Source organism: Parabacteroides massiliensis (genome assembly GCF_900155425.1).
GTDB lineage: Bacteria > Bacteroidota > Bacteroidia > Bacteroidales > Tannerellaceae > Parabacteroides > Parabacteroides massiliensis.
The window spans coordinates 320,459-336,064 of record NZ_LT700191.1; the positions used below are offsets into that span (position 1 = coordinate 320,459).

General features: G+C 42.5%; 15 protein-coding genes. 11 read left to right on the forward strand and 4 right to left on the reverse strand.

Features of this window, described 5'->3' with window-relative positions; translation table 11 throughout:
• Position 1: 1 nt before the first annotated feature.
• From BQ9893_RS12355 to BQ9893_RS12365, 3 genes are read right to left on the reverse strand one after another with little or no spacing between them, the layout of a single operon-like run.
• Positions 2-1,447: a radical SAM peptide maturase gene (locus BQ9893_RS12355; protein WP_075966315.1), complete on the reverse strand. Its 1,446-nt coding sequence runs from the start codon at positions 1,445-1,447 to the stop codon at positions 2-4.
• Between the two features lie 18 nt (positions 1,448-1,465).
• Positions 1,466-2,704: a glycosyltransferase gene (locus BQ9893_RS12360; protein ID WP_075966316.1), complete on the reverse strand. Its 1,239-nt coding sequence runs from the start codon at positions 2,702-2,704 to the stop codon at positions 1,466-1,468.
• Positions 2,701-3,312: a lanthionine synthetase LanC family protein gene (locus tag BQ9893_RS12365; protein WP_075966317.1), complete on the reverse strand. Its 612-nt coding sequence runs from the start codon at positions 3,310-3,312 to the stop codon at positions 2,701-2,703. The genes BQ9893_RS12360 and BQ9893_RS12365 overlap by 4 nt, the downstream gene beginning before the upstream one ends.
• A gap of 318 nt (positions 3,313-3,630) precedes the next feature.
• On the opposite strand from BQ9893_RS12365, the gene BQ9893_RS12370 reads away from it, so the two are divergent.
• Entirely contained in the window at positions 3,631-4,890 is a 1,260-nt protein-coding gene (locus BQ9893_RS12370) for an ATP-binding protein (RefSeq protein ID WP_075966318.1), read from the forward strand.
• A gap of 501 nt (positions 4,891-5,391) precedes the next feature.
• On the opposite strand, the gene BQ9893_RS12375 is transcribed toward BQ9893_RS12370, so the two are convergent.
• On the reverse strand, positions 5,392-5,658 hold the full coding sequence (locus BQ9893_RS12375) for a hypothetical protein (protein ID WP_075966319.1): 267 nt from the start codon (positions 5,656-5,658) through the stop codon (positions 5,392-5,394).
• A gap of 418 nt (positions 5,659-6,076) precedes the next feature.
• Here BQ9893_RS12375 and BQ9893_RS12380 point away from each other — a divergent pair, with 418 nt between their 5' ends.
• From BQ9893_RS12380 to galE, 10 genes are all read left to right on the forward strand, one after another.
• On the forward strand, positions 6,077-6,280 hold the full coding sequence (locus BQ9893_RS12380) for a sigma factor-like helix-turn-helix DNA-binding protein (protein ID WP_075966320.1): 204 nt from the start codon (positions 6,077-6,079) through the stop codon (positions 6,278-6,280).
• 894 nt (positions 6,281-7,174) lie between these two features.
• The gene (locus tag BQ9893_RS12385) at positions 7,175-8,722 is read left to right on the forward strand and encodes a DUF3078 domain-containing protein (RefSeq protein WP_075966321.1); all 1,548 of its coding nucleotides are present in this window, start codon (positions 7,175-7,177) and stop codon (positions 8,720-8,722) included.
• A 100-nt stretch (positions 8,723-8,822) separates the two neighbouring features.
• Complete coding sequence (locus BQ9893_RS12390) at positions 8,823-9,239, forward strand: SoxR reducing system RseC family protein (RefSeq protein WP_075967360.1); 417 nt, start codon at positions 8,823-8,825, stop codon at positions 9,237-9,239.
• A gap of 10 nt (positions 9,240-9,249) precedes the next feature.
• Positions 9,250-10,302 carry a Fe-S cluster domain-containing protein gene (locus BQ9893_RS12395; RefSeq protein WP_075966322.1) on the forward strand — a complete coding sequence of 351 codons (1,053 nt, stop codon included), beginning with the start codon at positions 9,250-9,252 and terminating at the stop codon, positions 10,300-10,302.
• 11 nt (positions 10,303-10,313) lie between these two features.
• Entirely contained in the window at positions 10,314-11,645 is a 1,332-nt protein-coding gene (gene rsxC / locus BQ9893_RS12400; protein WP_075966323.1) for an electron transport complex subunit RsxC, read from the forward strand.
• A 12-nt stretch (positions 11,646-11,657) separates the two neighbouring features.
• A complete protein-coding gene (locus tag BQ9893_RS12405; protein ID WP_075966324.1) occupies positions 11,658-12,617 on the forward strand; it encodes an RnfABCDGE type electron transport complex subunit D in 960 nt (319 codons plus the stop codon).
• A 2-nt stretch (positions 12,618-12,619) separates the two neighbouring features.
• On the forward strand, positions 12,620-13,264 hold the full coding sequence (locus tag BQ9893_RS12410) for an RnfABCDGE type electron transport complex subunit G (RefSeq protein ID WP_195482423.1): 645 nt from the start codon (positions 12,620-12,622) through the stop codon (positions 13,262-13,264).
• Positions 13,257-13,841 carry an RnfABCDGE type electron transport complex subunit E gene (locus BQ9893_RS12415; protein WP_075966326.1) on the forward strand — a complete coding sequence of 195 codons (585 nt, stop codon included), beginning with the start codon at positions 13,257-13,259 and terminating at the stop codon, positions 13,839-13,841. The genes BQ9893_RS12410 and BQ9893_RS12415 overlap by 8 nt, the downstream gene beginning before the upstream one ends.
• Before the next feature lie 13 nt (positions 13,842-13,854).
• Positions 13,855-14,427, forward strand: a complete 573-nt coding sequence (gene rsxA, locus BQ9893_RS12420; protein ID WP_075966327.1) for an electron transport complex subunit RsxA — start codon at positions 13,855-13,857, stop codon at positions 14,425-14,427.
• Positions 14,428-14,542: 115 nt separating this feature from the next.
• Positions 14,543-15,583 (forward strand): UDP-glucose 4-epimerase GalE, encoded by a 1,041-nt coding sequence (gene galE, locus BQ9893_RS12425; RefSeq protein WP_075966328.1) that lies wholly within the window; start codon positions 14,543-14,545, stop codon positions 15,581-15,583.
• Positions 15,584-15,606: the final 23 nt, after the last annotated feature.

Here is a 15,606-nt window from a genome sequence, read left to right on the forward strand (position 1 = left end):
GCTATACCAACATTAATTTGTTCAACACCTTTTCATAAATTCCTCTATACGTTTCGGCAAATGACAGCAGTTCCGAAAAAAAGACATTGGCCTGATGCCAAGAAATATAAACTGGACATACTATTTTTCCATCTTCTTCCTTTTGAGAAAAGACACATTGCCCGCAATTCTTCCACAAGGCACACGTCCGGCATTGGCGAACCACCTTCTCATATTTCGAGCGATAAATCGCAGAAACCGATTCATAATCGACCACGACATCCTTCTTCCCGACTTTCGACAGAAATTGGTTCTGCCCCATCCTTTCACACGGCAAGATCTTGCCGTTCACAGTCAAAAACAATTTTCGCTCGAATGGGAAACAGGTACCCGTAGGTATATATTTTCTTCTTTTTCTATCTTCAAACAGATCAAGATAAGACAGTATCGTATTTCCGCAATATCCATCTATAAAGGCGCCGAATTGGATAACCATCCTGTCGCTAACCAAATCTTTTAGATTGGCCGGTATTTTCTTACGTTTGGATTTGTCGAACCAAGTTTCTCTCTGTTTAAAAACCATTGACTGAAAATGTTCCAATTTTTCAGGATTCAGGCCGACCGTATTCAATTGGGATATGTCCACCTCTTTATTGAAATACTTCTTGAAAAAACGGCGGACATCGTGTTCTATACAGTTTTTATGCATCACTGCATTAAAACGGACATACCGCTCAAAATAATCAGGATGTCTGCTTTGCAACAACTTTACATTCTCGAACACTCTGTCAAAACTGTTTTCCCCATTTCTTGTCACTCGATGTATATTGCTATCCCGATCTCCGTCCAGGCTAACCAGCAAATTGACTTTTTTCCCTGCTAAAAAATCCATATATTTATGCAACAACAAACCGTTTGTTGTCATATTGTAGGAAAACTCTATACTTTTCAATCCTGCCAATTCTATATATTCCACAGTTTTCTCTATCAAAGCCATATTCAATAATGGCTCTCCTCCATAGAATGCGATTGAAATTGTATTCTTAAAAGAAACATTCAACTCCGATCGCCAAATTTCGACTAAATAGTCTAATAGAGCACGAACATTTTCAAATGTTTGCTGTTTCCCCGTTCGTTCGTCATAATTATTATAATATTCCCCATAAATACAGTAATGACATGCCAAATTGCAGCGGTCCGTCACCTCGATAACGACTTGCCGGATGTTGGCCACAGACTGTTTTATTTTGTCAGGCTCTATATGCGTATTAAAGTACGGTTCATATTTATCAAAGACACCGTTCTTTTCCCAAAATTCGACCTTTGCCTTATAATAAGGTTCAAGCCCGTCGACCTTTCCGTCCAGAACATTTTTCATTTGCGGATGGACAAAATAAAACGAACTGCTATTATTCGAATAATAATAAGAGTTTCCACCTTGCGTATTCAATAATATTTGCTTTTTCATAAATCTGCTTTGCTTTAATTAGAACGATTTCATCAACGATTCATATAATCCCGTCAACTTTGCCTTTTGCGCTTCTATGCCATACATCAAACGAACCTCCTGTATGTTTTGCCTATATTTTTCCCTGACAGTCCGATCATAAAGCAGCAACTTCATTTTCGCCTTCAAATCTTTTACAGTCCGGGAAAAACTTTTTTTATCAATTTCAAAATATAGCCCGAACCTTTCATTCCCCAGCAAATCACGCAATCCAGACGTTTTATTCGCTATAACAGGCAATCCGCTCATCAACATTTCAAGCGCTACATATCCGAACTCCTCATGAAAAGAAGGGACGACCCCGATATCCGCTATAGCATAAAGCCTGTATAATTCTTCTCTGGCAATTCTCCCGGTAAAAGTGATCTTGTTCCAAACCGGTGTGGAAGTCTTCAGAAAATAATCATAATTGCCACTTCCGCAAATGACAAGCCGCAAATCCTTATCTTCTTGCAAAAGTTCGATAAAAGCCGCCTGCAAATATTCAAGTCCTTTTATAATTTCCAATCGTCCCGCAAAAACGATAAGCATCTCTTCTTTTGTAACATGTAACCTTTCTCTCTCTTGCCATTTATCTACATCTGGATAATTAAAATTTTCATATTTTACAGAATGAGGTATCAACGATATCTTCAACGGATCGACCCTGTAAACAGACAATAAATTATCTCGCGAACTCTCTGAAACAGCTATTACATGATCTGCTATTTCATTGATAAAACGACTCTCTTTATATACAGAATCCTTCACATGAGATGTAACCGTATCACATTCCAACGCATTCAAAGTTTCCTGCAAACGCTGTCTGTCCCCCAGTAAATCCAAACACCATCCTTGATAATGTACGGTAAGCAAAATCCGGCAATCCAAATTTTGCTTCAACTTTAATGCGAACCAGTACAATGAATAGCTATTGAAATGGAATATATTTTTATCCTCCATCGACACATAAGGAATAATGACATAAAACAAATTTCGTTCCCACCGTTCAAGCATCGTTTGTCCGATAATACCACGATATGAACTCGATGGTATTTGTATATGACGAATTCCGTTTTCTACACGAACAGCAATCTCATTCACACCATTATCACCCAAAGACACAACATTTACCCTAAAAGATGTTTTCTCCAATGCTTTCAGCACTTGATGCAAATACGTTCCTATCCCATATCGGGACGAATCAGAAATTTCTATGATAAAATAAATACTGTTCATGACATTAACAACATTAATCCATATCCAGAACATCCATCACATAGGCCTAATCCGGAACCGATCAATTCTAATTTTGTATTTGCTAAATCCACAAGCTGGCTATTTATGTCAAAATCAGTATGCAACTCAGCTTTATCTTTGATAATGTTCCACTCCGACATATATTCATAAGTAAAAGGAATTTGATTGGCATACTGGACACGCATAGATATATAATAATACATTCCCTGCAACCCATGTTCTAAAGAAAAATCATTCACATACTTTACATTTACGGCTAACAATTTGCTATCTATATTTTTAAGTATGATATCGGCACTCCCATCTATAAAATCATTTTTCAACAAATATAATATTCCCCATCCGATCCCAGACAACCCGTTTTCAAAATTTACAGGAGTATCATCACTAATATCTTCATATAAATCAGCAAAAAGATCTCCTACTAGTTTTTCATAATAAGTACTTTGTTTATAACGGGCATAATGGGCAAAAAACAATATAACTCCCATCATTCCATGAAACAACCCTGTATTCGTTAAAAAAGGGCTGTTCAATACCAAATGGTCGGCAATTCTGCCTAATAAAAGATCTTTGTACTTATTCATACTATCTTAATCTAAAGCCATCTCCTTGTAATAATAAAATTTTCTCAAATATAGTAAATATTTTTCAACAATCACGATTTCTCAATAAAAAACAATATTCTTTATAATAAAAACAGCAAACCCATAACCGTTTCTGTCCGCCTTCCCTGCTCCAGGCAACCCAAAGCTGCCCCCTTATTTTATAAGACAAATAATCGGCCCAACATCCATCTGCTATCAGCTAATGCAGTTTTTCCATTGTTTATGCTACCTTTCAGAATAAAAGCGTTACTTTTACGGTGTAAAATATGATACCAATATCAAAAATCGCACTCTAACATGATATTTGAACGTAAGAAATACTTAGATGAACTTATCACAGGACGTGGAAACGGACTTGTGAAGATTATAACTGGTATCAGACGATGCGGAAAGTCTTTTCTGCTGTTTGACATCTGGCATAACTGGCTGTTGGAACATGGGGTGACCGATAGTCACATCATCGAAATTCAACTTGATGATTTCCGAAACAGACGATTGAGAAAGCCAGATGCCTTACTTGACTATATCGACTCCAAGGTTGTAGATGACGGCAATCCTTATTATGTAGTTTTGGATGAAGTACAACTTGTGGAGGAATTTGTTGAAGTCATTCTTAGCTTGACACACATGAGGAATGTGGATGTGTATGTATCAGGCTCCAACTCTCGTTTCCTGTCAAGCGATGTTGTGACAGAGTTTCGTGGCCGAGGTGACGAGATACGCATATGGCCTCTCACCTTTGATGAATACTTCAAGGGCATTGGCGGTGACATACGCAAGGCTTGGTTGGATTATTACACTTTTGGCGGACTTCCACAGGTAGCTCTGTTGGAAACGGAAGAAAAGAAAACAGATTATTTGCGTGGGTTGTATGAAACGACCTATCTCCGTGATGTGATAGAACACAATCATCTACGCAATCCTGAAGGGATGAAGGAGTTGGTGCGTGTGCTTGCTTCGGGCATTGGTTCTTCCACCAATCCTACCAGAATTGCAAACACTTTCCAGTCCGTACAAGGTGTTACCATTAAAAGAGATACGATAAAGCAATACATTGATTATTTGAAAGACTCATTTTTGATAGAAGAGGCTCTGCGTTATGATGTAAAGGGTAGAAAGTATATTGGTACCGAGACAAAATACTATTTTGCAGACATAGGCATACGTGCTGCCATTCTCAACTATCGCCAACAAGAGGAAACGCACATTATGGAGAATATCATCTATAATGAGCTTCGCAGTCGTGGGTATAATGTTGATGTCGGTTTGGTGGAGATTGGAGGTAAGGATGAGAACGGAAAGTTTGTCAGAAAGCAGCTGGAGGTTGATTTTGTTGTGAACCGACCGCCATACAGGGTCTATATTCAATCTGCTTTTCATATGCCTACGCCAGAAAAAGAATTCCAAGAGCGTCGCCCTCTATTGTCTATCAACGACCATTTCCGAAAGATTGTCATTGTAGGTGATGACATTCACCGTAAGGAAGATGAAGTCGGTGTTCTTACAATCGGATTATTGGATTTCCTAACTGACAAGAATTTGTTAGAACAGGGCTAATCCTATTTTCAGATAATAAAATTACTATATTCTTCATTCTCGTTTATTTAGAGATAAAACTTTTAAAAGGCGGTGTACATTCAACAAAGCGACAATACTAATACTACTTGATAATAAATTAGTTTTCATAACATATTTAAGCGTTAATAATATTCTATTATAAAGAGTAATGTATCATGGTTTCTTTAAAGCTTATAGTTTCGTTTTTTTCATTTGTAACAATTAACTTATTTGTCGTATATATAACACCGTTCCATATTCCTGATATATCAGAAAAATCTCCATCGACAGAATTCTTGACTTTCATCGAAAAATCTGCAAATATTTGATATCCGCTATTAAAAGATTCCAACTTGTATTCACATCCTGCTGGTATTTCAAAAGAATGTGTATAAGCAATCGAATCTGTAAAAATACAAGCAGCCCCGTTTTCTAAAATATATTTAAAATCAGAATCACCTATGAATTCTCCATTTACATTAAAAACAGGAAGTCGTGTTTCTACATTACAAATATTTTTGGGAAATAGAACTCCGAGAAATACACAGCTTTTCTTTCGATAGGTACATGTACTACAATAGGGGAACTATGATCTTTATTATCATATATTCCTATAAATACAGGATCTTCCAATGCTATAACCTCTTTTACTCGATATTCAATGAAAACTGATTCATAAAGCGATATCTTTTCGCCATAAGAATCGTCATTACAACCAAACAAAATACCCAATAGGCTTAATAATGATATTTCAATCGTCTTTCTCATAACACATCTAAGGTTGGTTTCAAATATAGAGATTTAAATCCGCCCAATCTATTTTGCAACTATAAATAATATTAATAAAATATTTTAAGTATAACATCTACTTTATTTAAAGCTATCTGTATGTTGACCGGGCAAAAAACATCAAACCCGTAACCATTCCTGCTCAATGGACAATACCGGCAAATCAGAGAAAGACCGATTTGACATTTTGCCACTTTTACAGAGACTATGCTACCCCTTTGCTATGTTAAAAAATATTACCCCTAAGTGTATATTCCAAAATATGGGGTAGTAATTCGAAATTAACAGGGTGTAGTGACATTTTGATATAATACAAATCTGATTTTCTTTTTTCTATTTCATCTTCTGACCTTGGTCTGGATGCTATCATTTATCGTAGGGACAGAGATCGAATCCGGTGAATAAAAGCGAAACAGATACTGTCCAAACAAAAAGTCACGAAGAAGAAGCGATTGATTCTAACATTATATACTCTGAATATCAAGCGATTCTCCAAAATGCAATCAATTGCCTTCCTCCACAGCGCCAAAAGATATTCAATATGAGTCGCATGAAAAATATGTCTCATAAGGAAATTGCCTCTGAAAGTCGTGTATCTTGATATTTTCTCGTATCAGCCCGAAGATGCTATTCCCGGCTTCGGGAATGCGTCACCCCAAAAAACTTTTTCAAATCAAATAATGGTTTGATGTAATAAAATCTGAACAATAACCCCTATTTCCTGCTTTTTCTCTTTCGATCAAAATATCAGAGTATTTTAGTTTGATGTTTTGATGCTGTTTTTTCTGTTTTGTTGATAAACGGATATATGAGACCGGCAGAAAATGAAAATATATTGTTTAGAGAGATATAGAAAAGGGATAAACGCTTGCATTTTGGAAAAGCTTAACCTCCGGAGATTTGTCTGTAGCAAAAAAGATTGGTGGCGGCTTAGGATATTTGAAAAGGGATTCAAGCCTTTATGGCCATGAAGACGGTCGTTATTGAGATGAAGACGGTCATCGTTACCGTGAGATGCCGAGATCATCATGCATGAAGACGGTCGTCAAGGCAATGACGACCGTCTTCGTGGGAAAAAACAGTGCACCTCACGGCAAGAAGGCCTTTTTTTGTCAAAAAAGCCTGAATTTAATGCAATTGACAAAAGATACGTTTCTCTGTTAAAGAAACAATATTATACAATAAGTGTTCTTCGGTAGTGTAATTCAGTTTTTTGTTACGACCGATATGATAATTGTATCCTGCATAAGCTCTTCATAAAATGACTCTTTAAGTCCATTTATAAAATATACACACAATAGTTTTCAATGTAGGGGGTGCCCCTCATGTTTTTTAACCTACATTGATATGATAGACTAAAATATTACCAAAACAGAAGTAAAAAACAGAACAATCGATCTTGATGCCATTACAATTACATATAAAATTAGTCTATCTCAGAACTTTTCACTAATTTCGCACCAATATTTTAAATGAATGTAAAAAAGATACGACGATGGTAAAGAGATCTGTTTTAGCGTTATTTATTGTATTGTTATTCAGTAATAATCGGGTAGAAGCACAAGACGTTAACATAATCAGCGGAAACCAGTTGAACCAATCTGACCTGGTTGCGGTTCCCGATACGCTTCCCACATTAGACTTGGAAGAAACGGAACTGGATAAAATTCCTGATCTCAGGACACAGTTTGAAAGACTCAATAACAGCTACTCATCTCCTGCTACACCGAGTGAAAATTTGATCCGCTTTTTAAAGAAAGACGAGATAGAGTTATCGCCGGAAGCACAATACTGGGTGGATTGGGTACGCGACCCGTCTACTATCATCAGCCCGTGGGCGACCTTGCGGGATACGGCAATCATCAATCCGCTGTTCACCCCGATCCTGTTCAAGGGAGGGCTTATCCCGGAAGACCTGCAATTGTATGATAAGGACTTCGCGGCGAAACAGCGCCCCAACTTCCCGTTATTCAAACCGGACACGACGCTATTCCAAGACGAAACTCTAAAGAACAAGTTAGAAAATACGGCTTATAATTATGTACGCGTGAATTATCCGGAATATTTCCGCTACTCAGAGCGCGACCTGCCGACAGATGTCGTCAAAACGCATGTCATCAAGAAAGTGACATACGAACCGGAACTGATCAAAATAGAAAAAGACCCGAACGCATTCAACGACGTGGACGCTCCGGTCAAGTTCATCCCGGAACGTCGTTATTGGGTTTCCCATTTCGAAAGCGCCATCCAGTTCGCTCAAAATTATATTTCCCCGAACTGGCATAAGGGAGGTGTGAGCGCATTGAACCTGACCAACCGCCAATACTTCGTTTACAATTACAATAAAGACAAAGTTCAGTTCACAAACGAACTGGAATGGAAAACGAATGTCTATACGGCTCCAAAAGACACGTTGCGCGATTATAAGATCGGTGACGACGTGTTGCGTCTTCACAGCAACATCGGTTACAAAGCATTCAACAGGTGGTTCTATACTTTCGATGCAACTTTCCAAACGCAGTTGTTCAGCAATTATGCCGAAAACACGGACAACAAGCTGGCAAGTTTCTTATCACCGTTCAGTGTCAACCTCGGTATCGGTATGAAATATGACCTGAATAAAACATTCCCGAACAGACGGCATAAAAAAGTGACCCTATCAGCAAACATGGCACCGCTTTCGTACACATTCATGTACAGCACGAATGAGAACATCGATTTGGGACGTCACGGTTTCAAAAAGGATGAAGCAACGGGCAAATACAACCGCCAGCTCAGCCAGTTCGGTTCCACGATCAATGCAACCATGACATTCCAATTCAACCGGAACGTAAGTTGGTATTCACGTTTTTACTATTTTACCAGTTACGACCGCATGTTGGGTGAATTTGAAAATCGTCTGACAATGGCCATCAGCCGCTTCTTCTCTACGACCATATCTTTGAACCTCCGGTATGATGATGCCGTGGCAAAGAAAGAAGATTTCAACAGTTATCTTCAGGTCAACGAGCTGTTAAGCTTCGGGTTTAATTACAAATGGTAAGACAAAGTCTATTATTTCCATAATAAACTTTGTTAATCGTGACATAATTTCCAAATTATACGTACTTTTGCCTCGGTTTTGCAATGTCGAGATTACAAATATGAGCGAAAGTATCAATCACAATGGTGTTATAGAGAAGATCGACGGCGGTACGGTCTATGTCAGGATCATTCAACAATCGGCTTGCTCCGGGTGCCATGCGAAAAGCATGTGTACGGCATCCGAAAGCAAGGCAAAGGTTATCGAGGTTCCGGACAACTCTGGTAAGTTCCATGTAAATGAAGAAGTCCAGTTATGCGGGCGAAGTTCACTGGGCCTGCAGGCAGTGCTTCTTGCATTTATATTTCCGCTTATAATAGTTTTTGCGACTATTGTAACAGGTACAAGTATGCAATGGGAAGAAACCACATGCGGGTTAACCGGATTACTGCTATTAGTTCCTTATTATTGCATATTATACTTTTTACGCGACAAACTAAAAAAGCGATTCATTTTTACTTTGAAAAAACTTAATTGACAAACATATCATGATTTTAATTGCCGTTATTTCATTAGGAGCGATTGGAGCCATCGGCGCAGTTTTTCTATACGCCGCCTCCAAGAAGTTTGAAGTATACGAAGATCCTCGTATCGCACAAGTACAGGAGGTATTGCCTGGAGCCAATTGCGGAGGTTGTGGATATCCCGGATGCGGTGGTTTTGCTACGGCTTGCGTGAAGGCTGACACTTTGGACGGCCTTCTATGTCCCGTAGGCGGAGCGCCGGTAATGGGAAAAGTTGCCGCCATCCTCGGAAAAGAAGCTGCCAGCGCAGAACCGATGGTAGCCGTTGTTCGTTGCAACGGAACTTGTGCCGCCCGTCCGCGTACAAACCAATACGACGGTGTGAAGAGTTGTGCAATTGCCTCGACCCTGTATGGAGGAGAAACCGGCTGTTCGTTCGGTTGCTTAGGCTATGGCGACTGTGTGGCAGCATGTAACTTCGACGCTATCCACATCAACCTTGAAACAGGACTTCCGAATGTGGACGAGGACAAATGTACTTCATGCGGTGCTTGCGTAAAAGCTTGCCCGAAAAACATCATCGAGCTGCGTAAGAAAGGGCCTAAATCTCGCCGCGTCTTCGTCAGCTGTGTGAACAAAGACAAAGGCGGAGTGGCCAAGAAAGCTTGTGCCAACGCTTGTATCGGTTGTGGCAAATGTGCAAAGGAATGCGCGTTCGAAGCAATCACAGTGGAAAACAACGTGGCTTATATCGATTACACCAAATGCCGCTTATGCCGCAAGTGCGTAGCCGCATGTCCGACCGGTGCCATCCACGAATTGAATTTCCCGCCACGCAAAGAGGCTGCTCCGGCTGTGAACGCTGACAAAGTAAAACCGGCAACAGCTCCGAAACCGGCTGCCCCAAAGGCAGATGCGCCGAAGACGGAAGTTCCGAAGGCAGAAGCAAAACCGGAAGCGCCAAAGGCTGAAGCCCCGAAAGAAGAGGCTTCCAAGGCAGAAGTTCCAGTAACAAACGCTACGCCAAAAGCAGAAACTCCAAAAGTTGAAACAAAAGAAGAAACAAATCAAAAATAAAATCTAATAGTATGCTAAGGACATTTCGAATCGGAGGTATACATCCGCCCGAAAATAAATTGTCTGCCGGTAAAAAAATTACCGCGTTAGCTGCTCCTAAGCAGGTAATCATACCGCTTAGCCAGCACATCGGGGCTCCGGCCCAGGCAGTGGTCAAGAAGGGTGATCTGGTTAAAGTAGGAACACTTGTCGCCAAGGCAGGAGGTTTCGTTTCCGCCAACATCCACTCGTCGGTATCCGGTAAAGTAAACAAAATAGATAACGCACTCGACTCAAGCGGCTACAAGCGTCCCGCCATCTACATCGATGTGGAAGGAGACGAATGGGAAGAAACGATCGACCGCAGCGATGCATTGGTAAAAGAATGCACGTTGTCATCCAAAGAGATCGTCGACAAGATTGCAGCAGCCGGTATCGTCGGTTTGGGTGGGGCTACCTTCCCGACACAGGTGAAACTGATGCCGCCTCCCGGAAGCAAGGCTGAGATCATCATCATCAATGCAGTCGAATGTGAACCTTATCTGACCTCCGACCATTCTCTGATGATGGAAAAAGGCGAACAGATATTGGTTGGCGTCACATTGCTGATGAAAGCCGTGAATGTAAGCAAAGCCGTTATCGGCATCGAAAACAATAAACCCGACGCAATCGCCCACTTGACGAAACTGGCGGTAGCCTATCCTGGAATCGAGATCATGCCGCTGAAAGTGCAATATCCGCAAGGGGGTGAAAAGCAGCTGATCGACGCCGTGATCCGTCGCCAGGTAAAGAGCGGCGCCCTGCCTATCTCGACCGGAGCCGTCGTACAGAATGTTGGAACCGCCTACGCCGTCTACGAGGCCGTCCAGAAGAACAAACCGTTGTTCGAACGTGTCGTGACCGTAACAGGAAAGGCCGTTGCCAACCCGTCGAACTTCCTGGTCCGCATGGGTACGCCTATCAACACACTGATCGAGGCAGCCGGTGGCATTCCCGAAAACACGGGTAAGATTATCGGTGGCGGCCCGATGATGGGTAAAGCGTTGGTAAGTGCCGAAGTTCCGGTAACCAAGGGTAGTTCCGGCGTGTTGCTCCTGACAAAAGAAGAATCTGTCCGCAAGCCGATGCAGGACTGTATCCGTTGCGCCAAGTGCGTGAACGTCTGCCCGATGGGGTTGAATCCGGCCTTCCTGATGAAATTCACGATCTATAAGGATTGGGAAAAGGCCGAAGCCAACTACATCCAGGACTGTATCGAATGCGGTTCATGCAGTTATACTTGCCCTGCCCACCGTCCGCTGTTAGACCAGATCCGATTGGGTAAAGGTAAAGTTATGGGTATTATTCGTGCAAGAAAGTCATAAAACAAGAGCAATATGGAAAACAAATTATACGTGTCTCCCTCGCCCCACATTCATGGCGGCGACAGCATAAGCAAAAATATGTACGGTGTACTGATTGCCCTTGTTCCGGCTTTCTTGGTATCACTCTACTTTTTCGGACTGGGTGCACTGGTCGTAACCGTAGCTTCGGTTTTCTTCTGCGTCCTGTTCGAATATCTGATTCAGAAGTTCCTGATGAAAAAGGAACCGACCATCTGCGACGGTTCGGCCATCCTGACCGGTGTCTTGCTGGCGTTCAACCTACCGTCAAACCTGCCGATCTGGATCATCGCCATCGGTGCGCTGGCTGCCATCGGTATCGGTAAGATGTCGTTCGGAGGCCTGGGTAACAATATCTTCAACCCGGCACTGACAGGACGTATCTTCCTGCTGATCTCTTTCCCGGCACAAATGACCACCTGGCCCGTTGCCGGACAGTTGACATCTTATACCGATGCGACGACAGGTGCAACCGTTCTTTCACTGATGAACGAAGGGGCACTCGACAAGATGCCGACACTCAGCGATATGCTGGTCGGTAACATGGGCGGAAGCCTTGGTGAAGTCAGTGCATTGGCACTGTTGTTAGGTATGTTCTATATGTTATGGAAGAAGATCATCACCTGGCACGTTCCGGTATCCATCTTCGTTACGGTATTTGTCTTTACAGGTATCATGCATCTGGTGAATCCGGTTCAATATGCAAGCCCGTTCGTCCATCTGTTGTCCGGAGGCCTGATGTTGGGAGCTATCTTCATGGCGACCGACTATGTGACTTCACCGATGAGCAAGAGCGGAATGATTGTCTACGGTGTCGGCATTGGTATCCTGACAACGGTGATCCGTCTGTTCGGTTCTTATCCCGAAGGTATGTCATTTGCCATCTTCATCATGAATGGAGTTACTCCGCTAATCAACAGTTATATGAAACCTAAACATTTCGGAGGAAAATAAGCATGGCAAAACTAAAATCAACATTACCCAATATGTTCCTTTCACTCACGATCATCTGTGTAGTGGCAGGAGCGATATTAGCCGGTGTGAACATGTACACCACCGGCCCGATTGCCGCCACCAAAGCTGCGGCGCTGGAAGCAGCGATCAAAGCAGTCACGCCGGCATTCGACAACAAACCGACAGAAGATGCTTATATGGCTGTTACGGCAGACGGCGATTCGCTGAAAATCTATCCGGCGATGAAAGACGGCAAACTCGTAGGAGCGGCTGTCGAAAGCAATACACAGAAAGGTTTCAGCGGCGAGATCAAAGTGATCGTCGGTTTCGATACCGAAGGCAAACTGTTGAACTACTCCGTACTGCAACATTCCGAAACTCCGGGTCTGGGAGCCAAGATGCAGGAATGGTTCCGCGCAGACAAGAACCACCAAAGCGTATTGGGACGCAAGCTGGCTGACGGCGAACTGAAAGTATCCAAAGATGGCGGTGATGTAGACGCTATCACTGCTGCGACAATCTCCAGCCGTGCATTCCTGAATGCCGTGAACCGCGCCTACAGTGCTTTTTCCGGTGCCGACGGATTGACCGGGGCAACCACATCATCCGATAACACAACTAAAGAAGGAGGAAACGAGAATGAGTAATCTGAAAATATTGATGAACGGTATCATCACAGAGAACCCTACATTCGTATTGCTGTTAGGTATGTGTCCGACACTGGGTACGACTTCTTCGGCACTGAATGGTATGAGTATGGGATTGGCGACCATGTTCGTGTTGATCTGTTCCAACATGGCTATATCCGCATTGAAGAATGTAATCCCCGATATGGTCCGTATCCCCGGATACATTGTCGTAATCGCCACATTCGTAACGGTTGTACAGATGTGCATGGAAGCATTTGTCCCTGCCTTATACGCAAGTTTGGGATTGTTCATTCCGTTGATCGTCGTAAACTGTATCGTTTTGGGACGTGCTGAAGCTTTCGCCGCTAAAAACGGGGTTGTAGCCTCGGCTTTCGACGGGATCGGTATCGGACTCGGCTTTACGATCGCCTTGACACTGTTAGGAGCTATCCGCGAACTGTTGGGAACCGGCAAACTGTTCAACCTGACGATCATGCCGGAACAATTCGGCTCGCTGATTTTCGTCTTGGCTCCGGGTGCTTTCATCGCACTGGGATTCCTTATAGCTATTGTTAATAAACTGCGTAAAGCTTAAAACAAGGTAAGATATGGAATATATATTAATATTTATCGCCGCTGTATTTGTCAACAACGTTGTGTTGTCCCAATTCTTAGGTATATGTCCGTTCCTCGGCGTATCCAAGAAAGTGGATACAGCAATCGGTATGGGAGCAGCCGTTGCATTTGTGCTTACCATTGCGACACTTGTGACTTTCCTCGTGCAAAAATACGTATTGGATGTGTTCGGTCTGGGCTTTATGCAGACCATCAGCTTCATCTTGATTATCGCCGCTCTGGTTCAGATGGTGGAAATCATCCTGAAGAAAGTGTCTCCTGCCCTCTATCAGGCATTGGGAGTATTTCTTCCGCTGATCACGACTAACTGCTGTGTGTTGGGTGTCGCCATCCAAGTAATCCAGAAACAGTATAATTTGTTAGAATCTATAGTATATGCATTCTCCATTGCTATTGGATTTGCGTTAGCTTTGATTATCTTTGCAGGTGTCAGAGAACAATTAGCAATGACAAATGTTCCCGATGGCATGAAAGGAACCCCGATCGCCCTTATCACAGCTGGTCTGCTGGCAATGGCGTTTATGGGATTCTCGGGGATCGTTTAAGATTTAAGATTTATGATTTATGATTTATGGCGACAAGCGATATTTGTTATTATAAATTATAAATCATAAATCATAAATCCTTTCATAAATCATAAATCATAAATTTTCTCTCCTCATGAAACAGAAGATTTTAGTAGCAGGTGGAACTGGTTACATCGGATCACACACCACGGTAGAACTGCAAAACGCAGGTTACGAAGTAGTCATCATCGACGACCTGTCTAACTCCAATATAGAAGTATTGGACGGTATCGAACGCATCACAGGCATCCGTCCTGAATTTATCAAGTTAGACTTGAAAGATAAGGAAGGAACGCGCGAAGCACTGAAAGCTCATCCGGGCATCAAAGGAATCATCTTGTTTGCCGCCAGCAAAGCTGTGGGCGAATCCGTACAGCAACCTTTGAAGTACTATCGTAACAACATTGTGACACTGGTGAACCTGCTGGAACTGATGCCGGAATTCAATATCGAAGGTATTGTTTTCTCATCTTCTTGCACCGTTTACGGACAGCCTGATCCTGAAAATCTGCCTGTAACCGAGAATGCCCCGATCAAACCGGCTACTTCTCCGTATGGAAATACAAAGCAGATCAACGAAGAGATCATCCGCGATACGATCCACGCCGGCGCTCCATTCAAGAGCATCATCCTGCGTTATTTCAACCCGATCGGAGCACACCCGACAGCTGAGATCGGCGAATTGCCAAACGGTGTTCCTCAGAACCTGATCCCGTATCTGACACAAACGGCTATAGGTATCCGCAAAGAGTTGAGCGTATTCGGTGACGACTACGACACGCCTGACGGTTCCTGCATCCGCGATTACATCAATGTCGTAGACCTGGCTAAGGCTCACGTGATCGCTATGGACCGCATGTTGGGTGGCAAATCCTTGGATAACGTCGAAATCTTCAACCTCGGAACCGGTAACGGTGTTTCCGTATTGGAACTGATCAATACATTCGAAGCTGCAACAGGCGTTAAAGTCCCGCACAAGATCGTAGGTCGCCGCGAAGGTGATATCGAAAAGGTTTGGGCCAATCCCGAACGCGCCAATAATGTATTGGGTTGGAAAGCAACTGAAACGTTGGCCGATACTCTGGCTTCTGCCTGGAAATGGCAAAAAAGACTGCGCGAACGCGGTATCATGTAATCGAATTTATCTTCATAAACCAA

What these genes read in the sequence shown, in the direction of transcription:
- BQ9893_RS12375 (WP_075966319.1), bottom strand. Translation starts at nt 5,658, where the DNA reads ATGAGAAAGACGATTGAAATATCATTATTAAGCCTATTGGGTATTTTG.
- BQ9893_RS12365 (WP_075966317.1), bottom strand. Translation starts at nt 3,312, where the DNA reads ATGAATAAGTACAAAGATCTTTTATTAGGCAGAATTGCCGACCATTTG.
- BQ9893_RS12360 (WP_075966316.1), bottom strand. Translation starts at nt 2,704, where the DNA reads ATGAACAGTATTTATTTTATCATAGAAATTTCTGATTCGTCCCGATAT.
- BQ9893_RS12410 (WP_195482423.1), top strand. Translation starts at nt 12,620, where the DNA reads ATGGCAAAACTAAAATCAACATTACCCAATATGTTCCTTTCACTCACG.
- rsxC (WP_075966323.1), top strand. Translation starts at nt 10,314, where the DNA reads ATGCTAAGGACATTTCGAATCGGAGGTATACATCCGCCCGAAAATAAA.
- BQ9893_RS12395 (WP_075966322.1), top strand. Translation starts at nt 9,250, where the DNA reads ATGATTTTAATTGCCGTTATTTCATTAGGAGCGATTGGAGCCATCGGC.
- BQ9893_RS12390 (WP_075967360.1), top strand. Translation starts at nt 8,823, where the DNA reads ATGAGCGAAAGTATCAATCACAATGGTGTTATAGAGAAGATCGACGGC.
- BQ9893_RS12415 (WP_075966326.1), top strand. Translation starts at nt 13,257, where the DNA reads ATGAGTAATCTGAAAATATTGATGAACGGTATCATCACAGAGAACCCT.
- BQ9893_RS12355 (WP_075966315.1), bottom strand. Translation starts at nt 1,447, where the DNA reads ATGAAAAAGCAAATATTATTGAATACGCAAGGTGGAAACTCTTATTAT.
- galE (WP_075966328.1), top strand. Translation starts at nt 14,543, where the DNA reads ATGAAACAGAAGATTTTAGTAGCAGGTGGAACTGGTTACATCGGATCA.
- rsxA (WP_075966327.1), top strand. Translation starts at nt 13,855, where the DNA reads ATGGAATATATATTAATATTTATCGCCGCTGTATTTGTCAACAACGTT.
- BQ9893_RS12385 (WP_075966321.1), top strand. Translation starts at nt 7,175, where the DNA reads ATGGTAAAGAGATCTGTTTTAGCGTTATTTATTGTATTGTTATTCAGT.
- BQ9893_RS12405 (WP_075966324.1), top strand. Translation starts at nt 11,658, where the DNA reads ATGGAAAACAAATTATACGTGTCTCCCTCGCCCCACATTCATGGCGGC.
- BQ9893_RS12370 (WP_075966318.1), top strand. Translation starts at nt 3,631, where the DNA reads ATGATATTTGAACGTAAGAAATACTTAGATGAACTTATCACAGGACGT.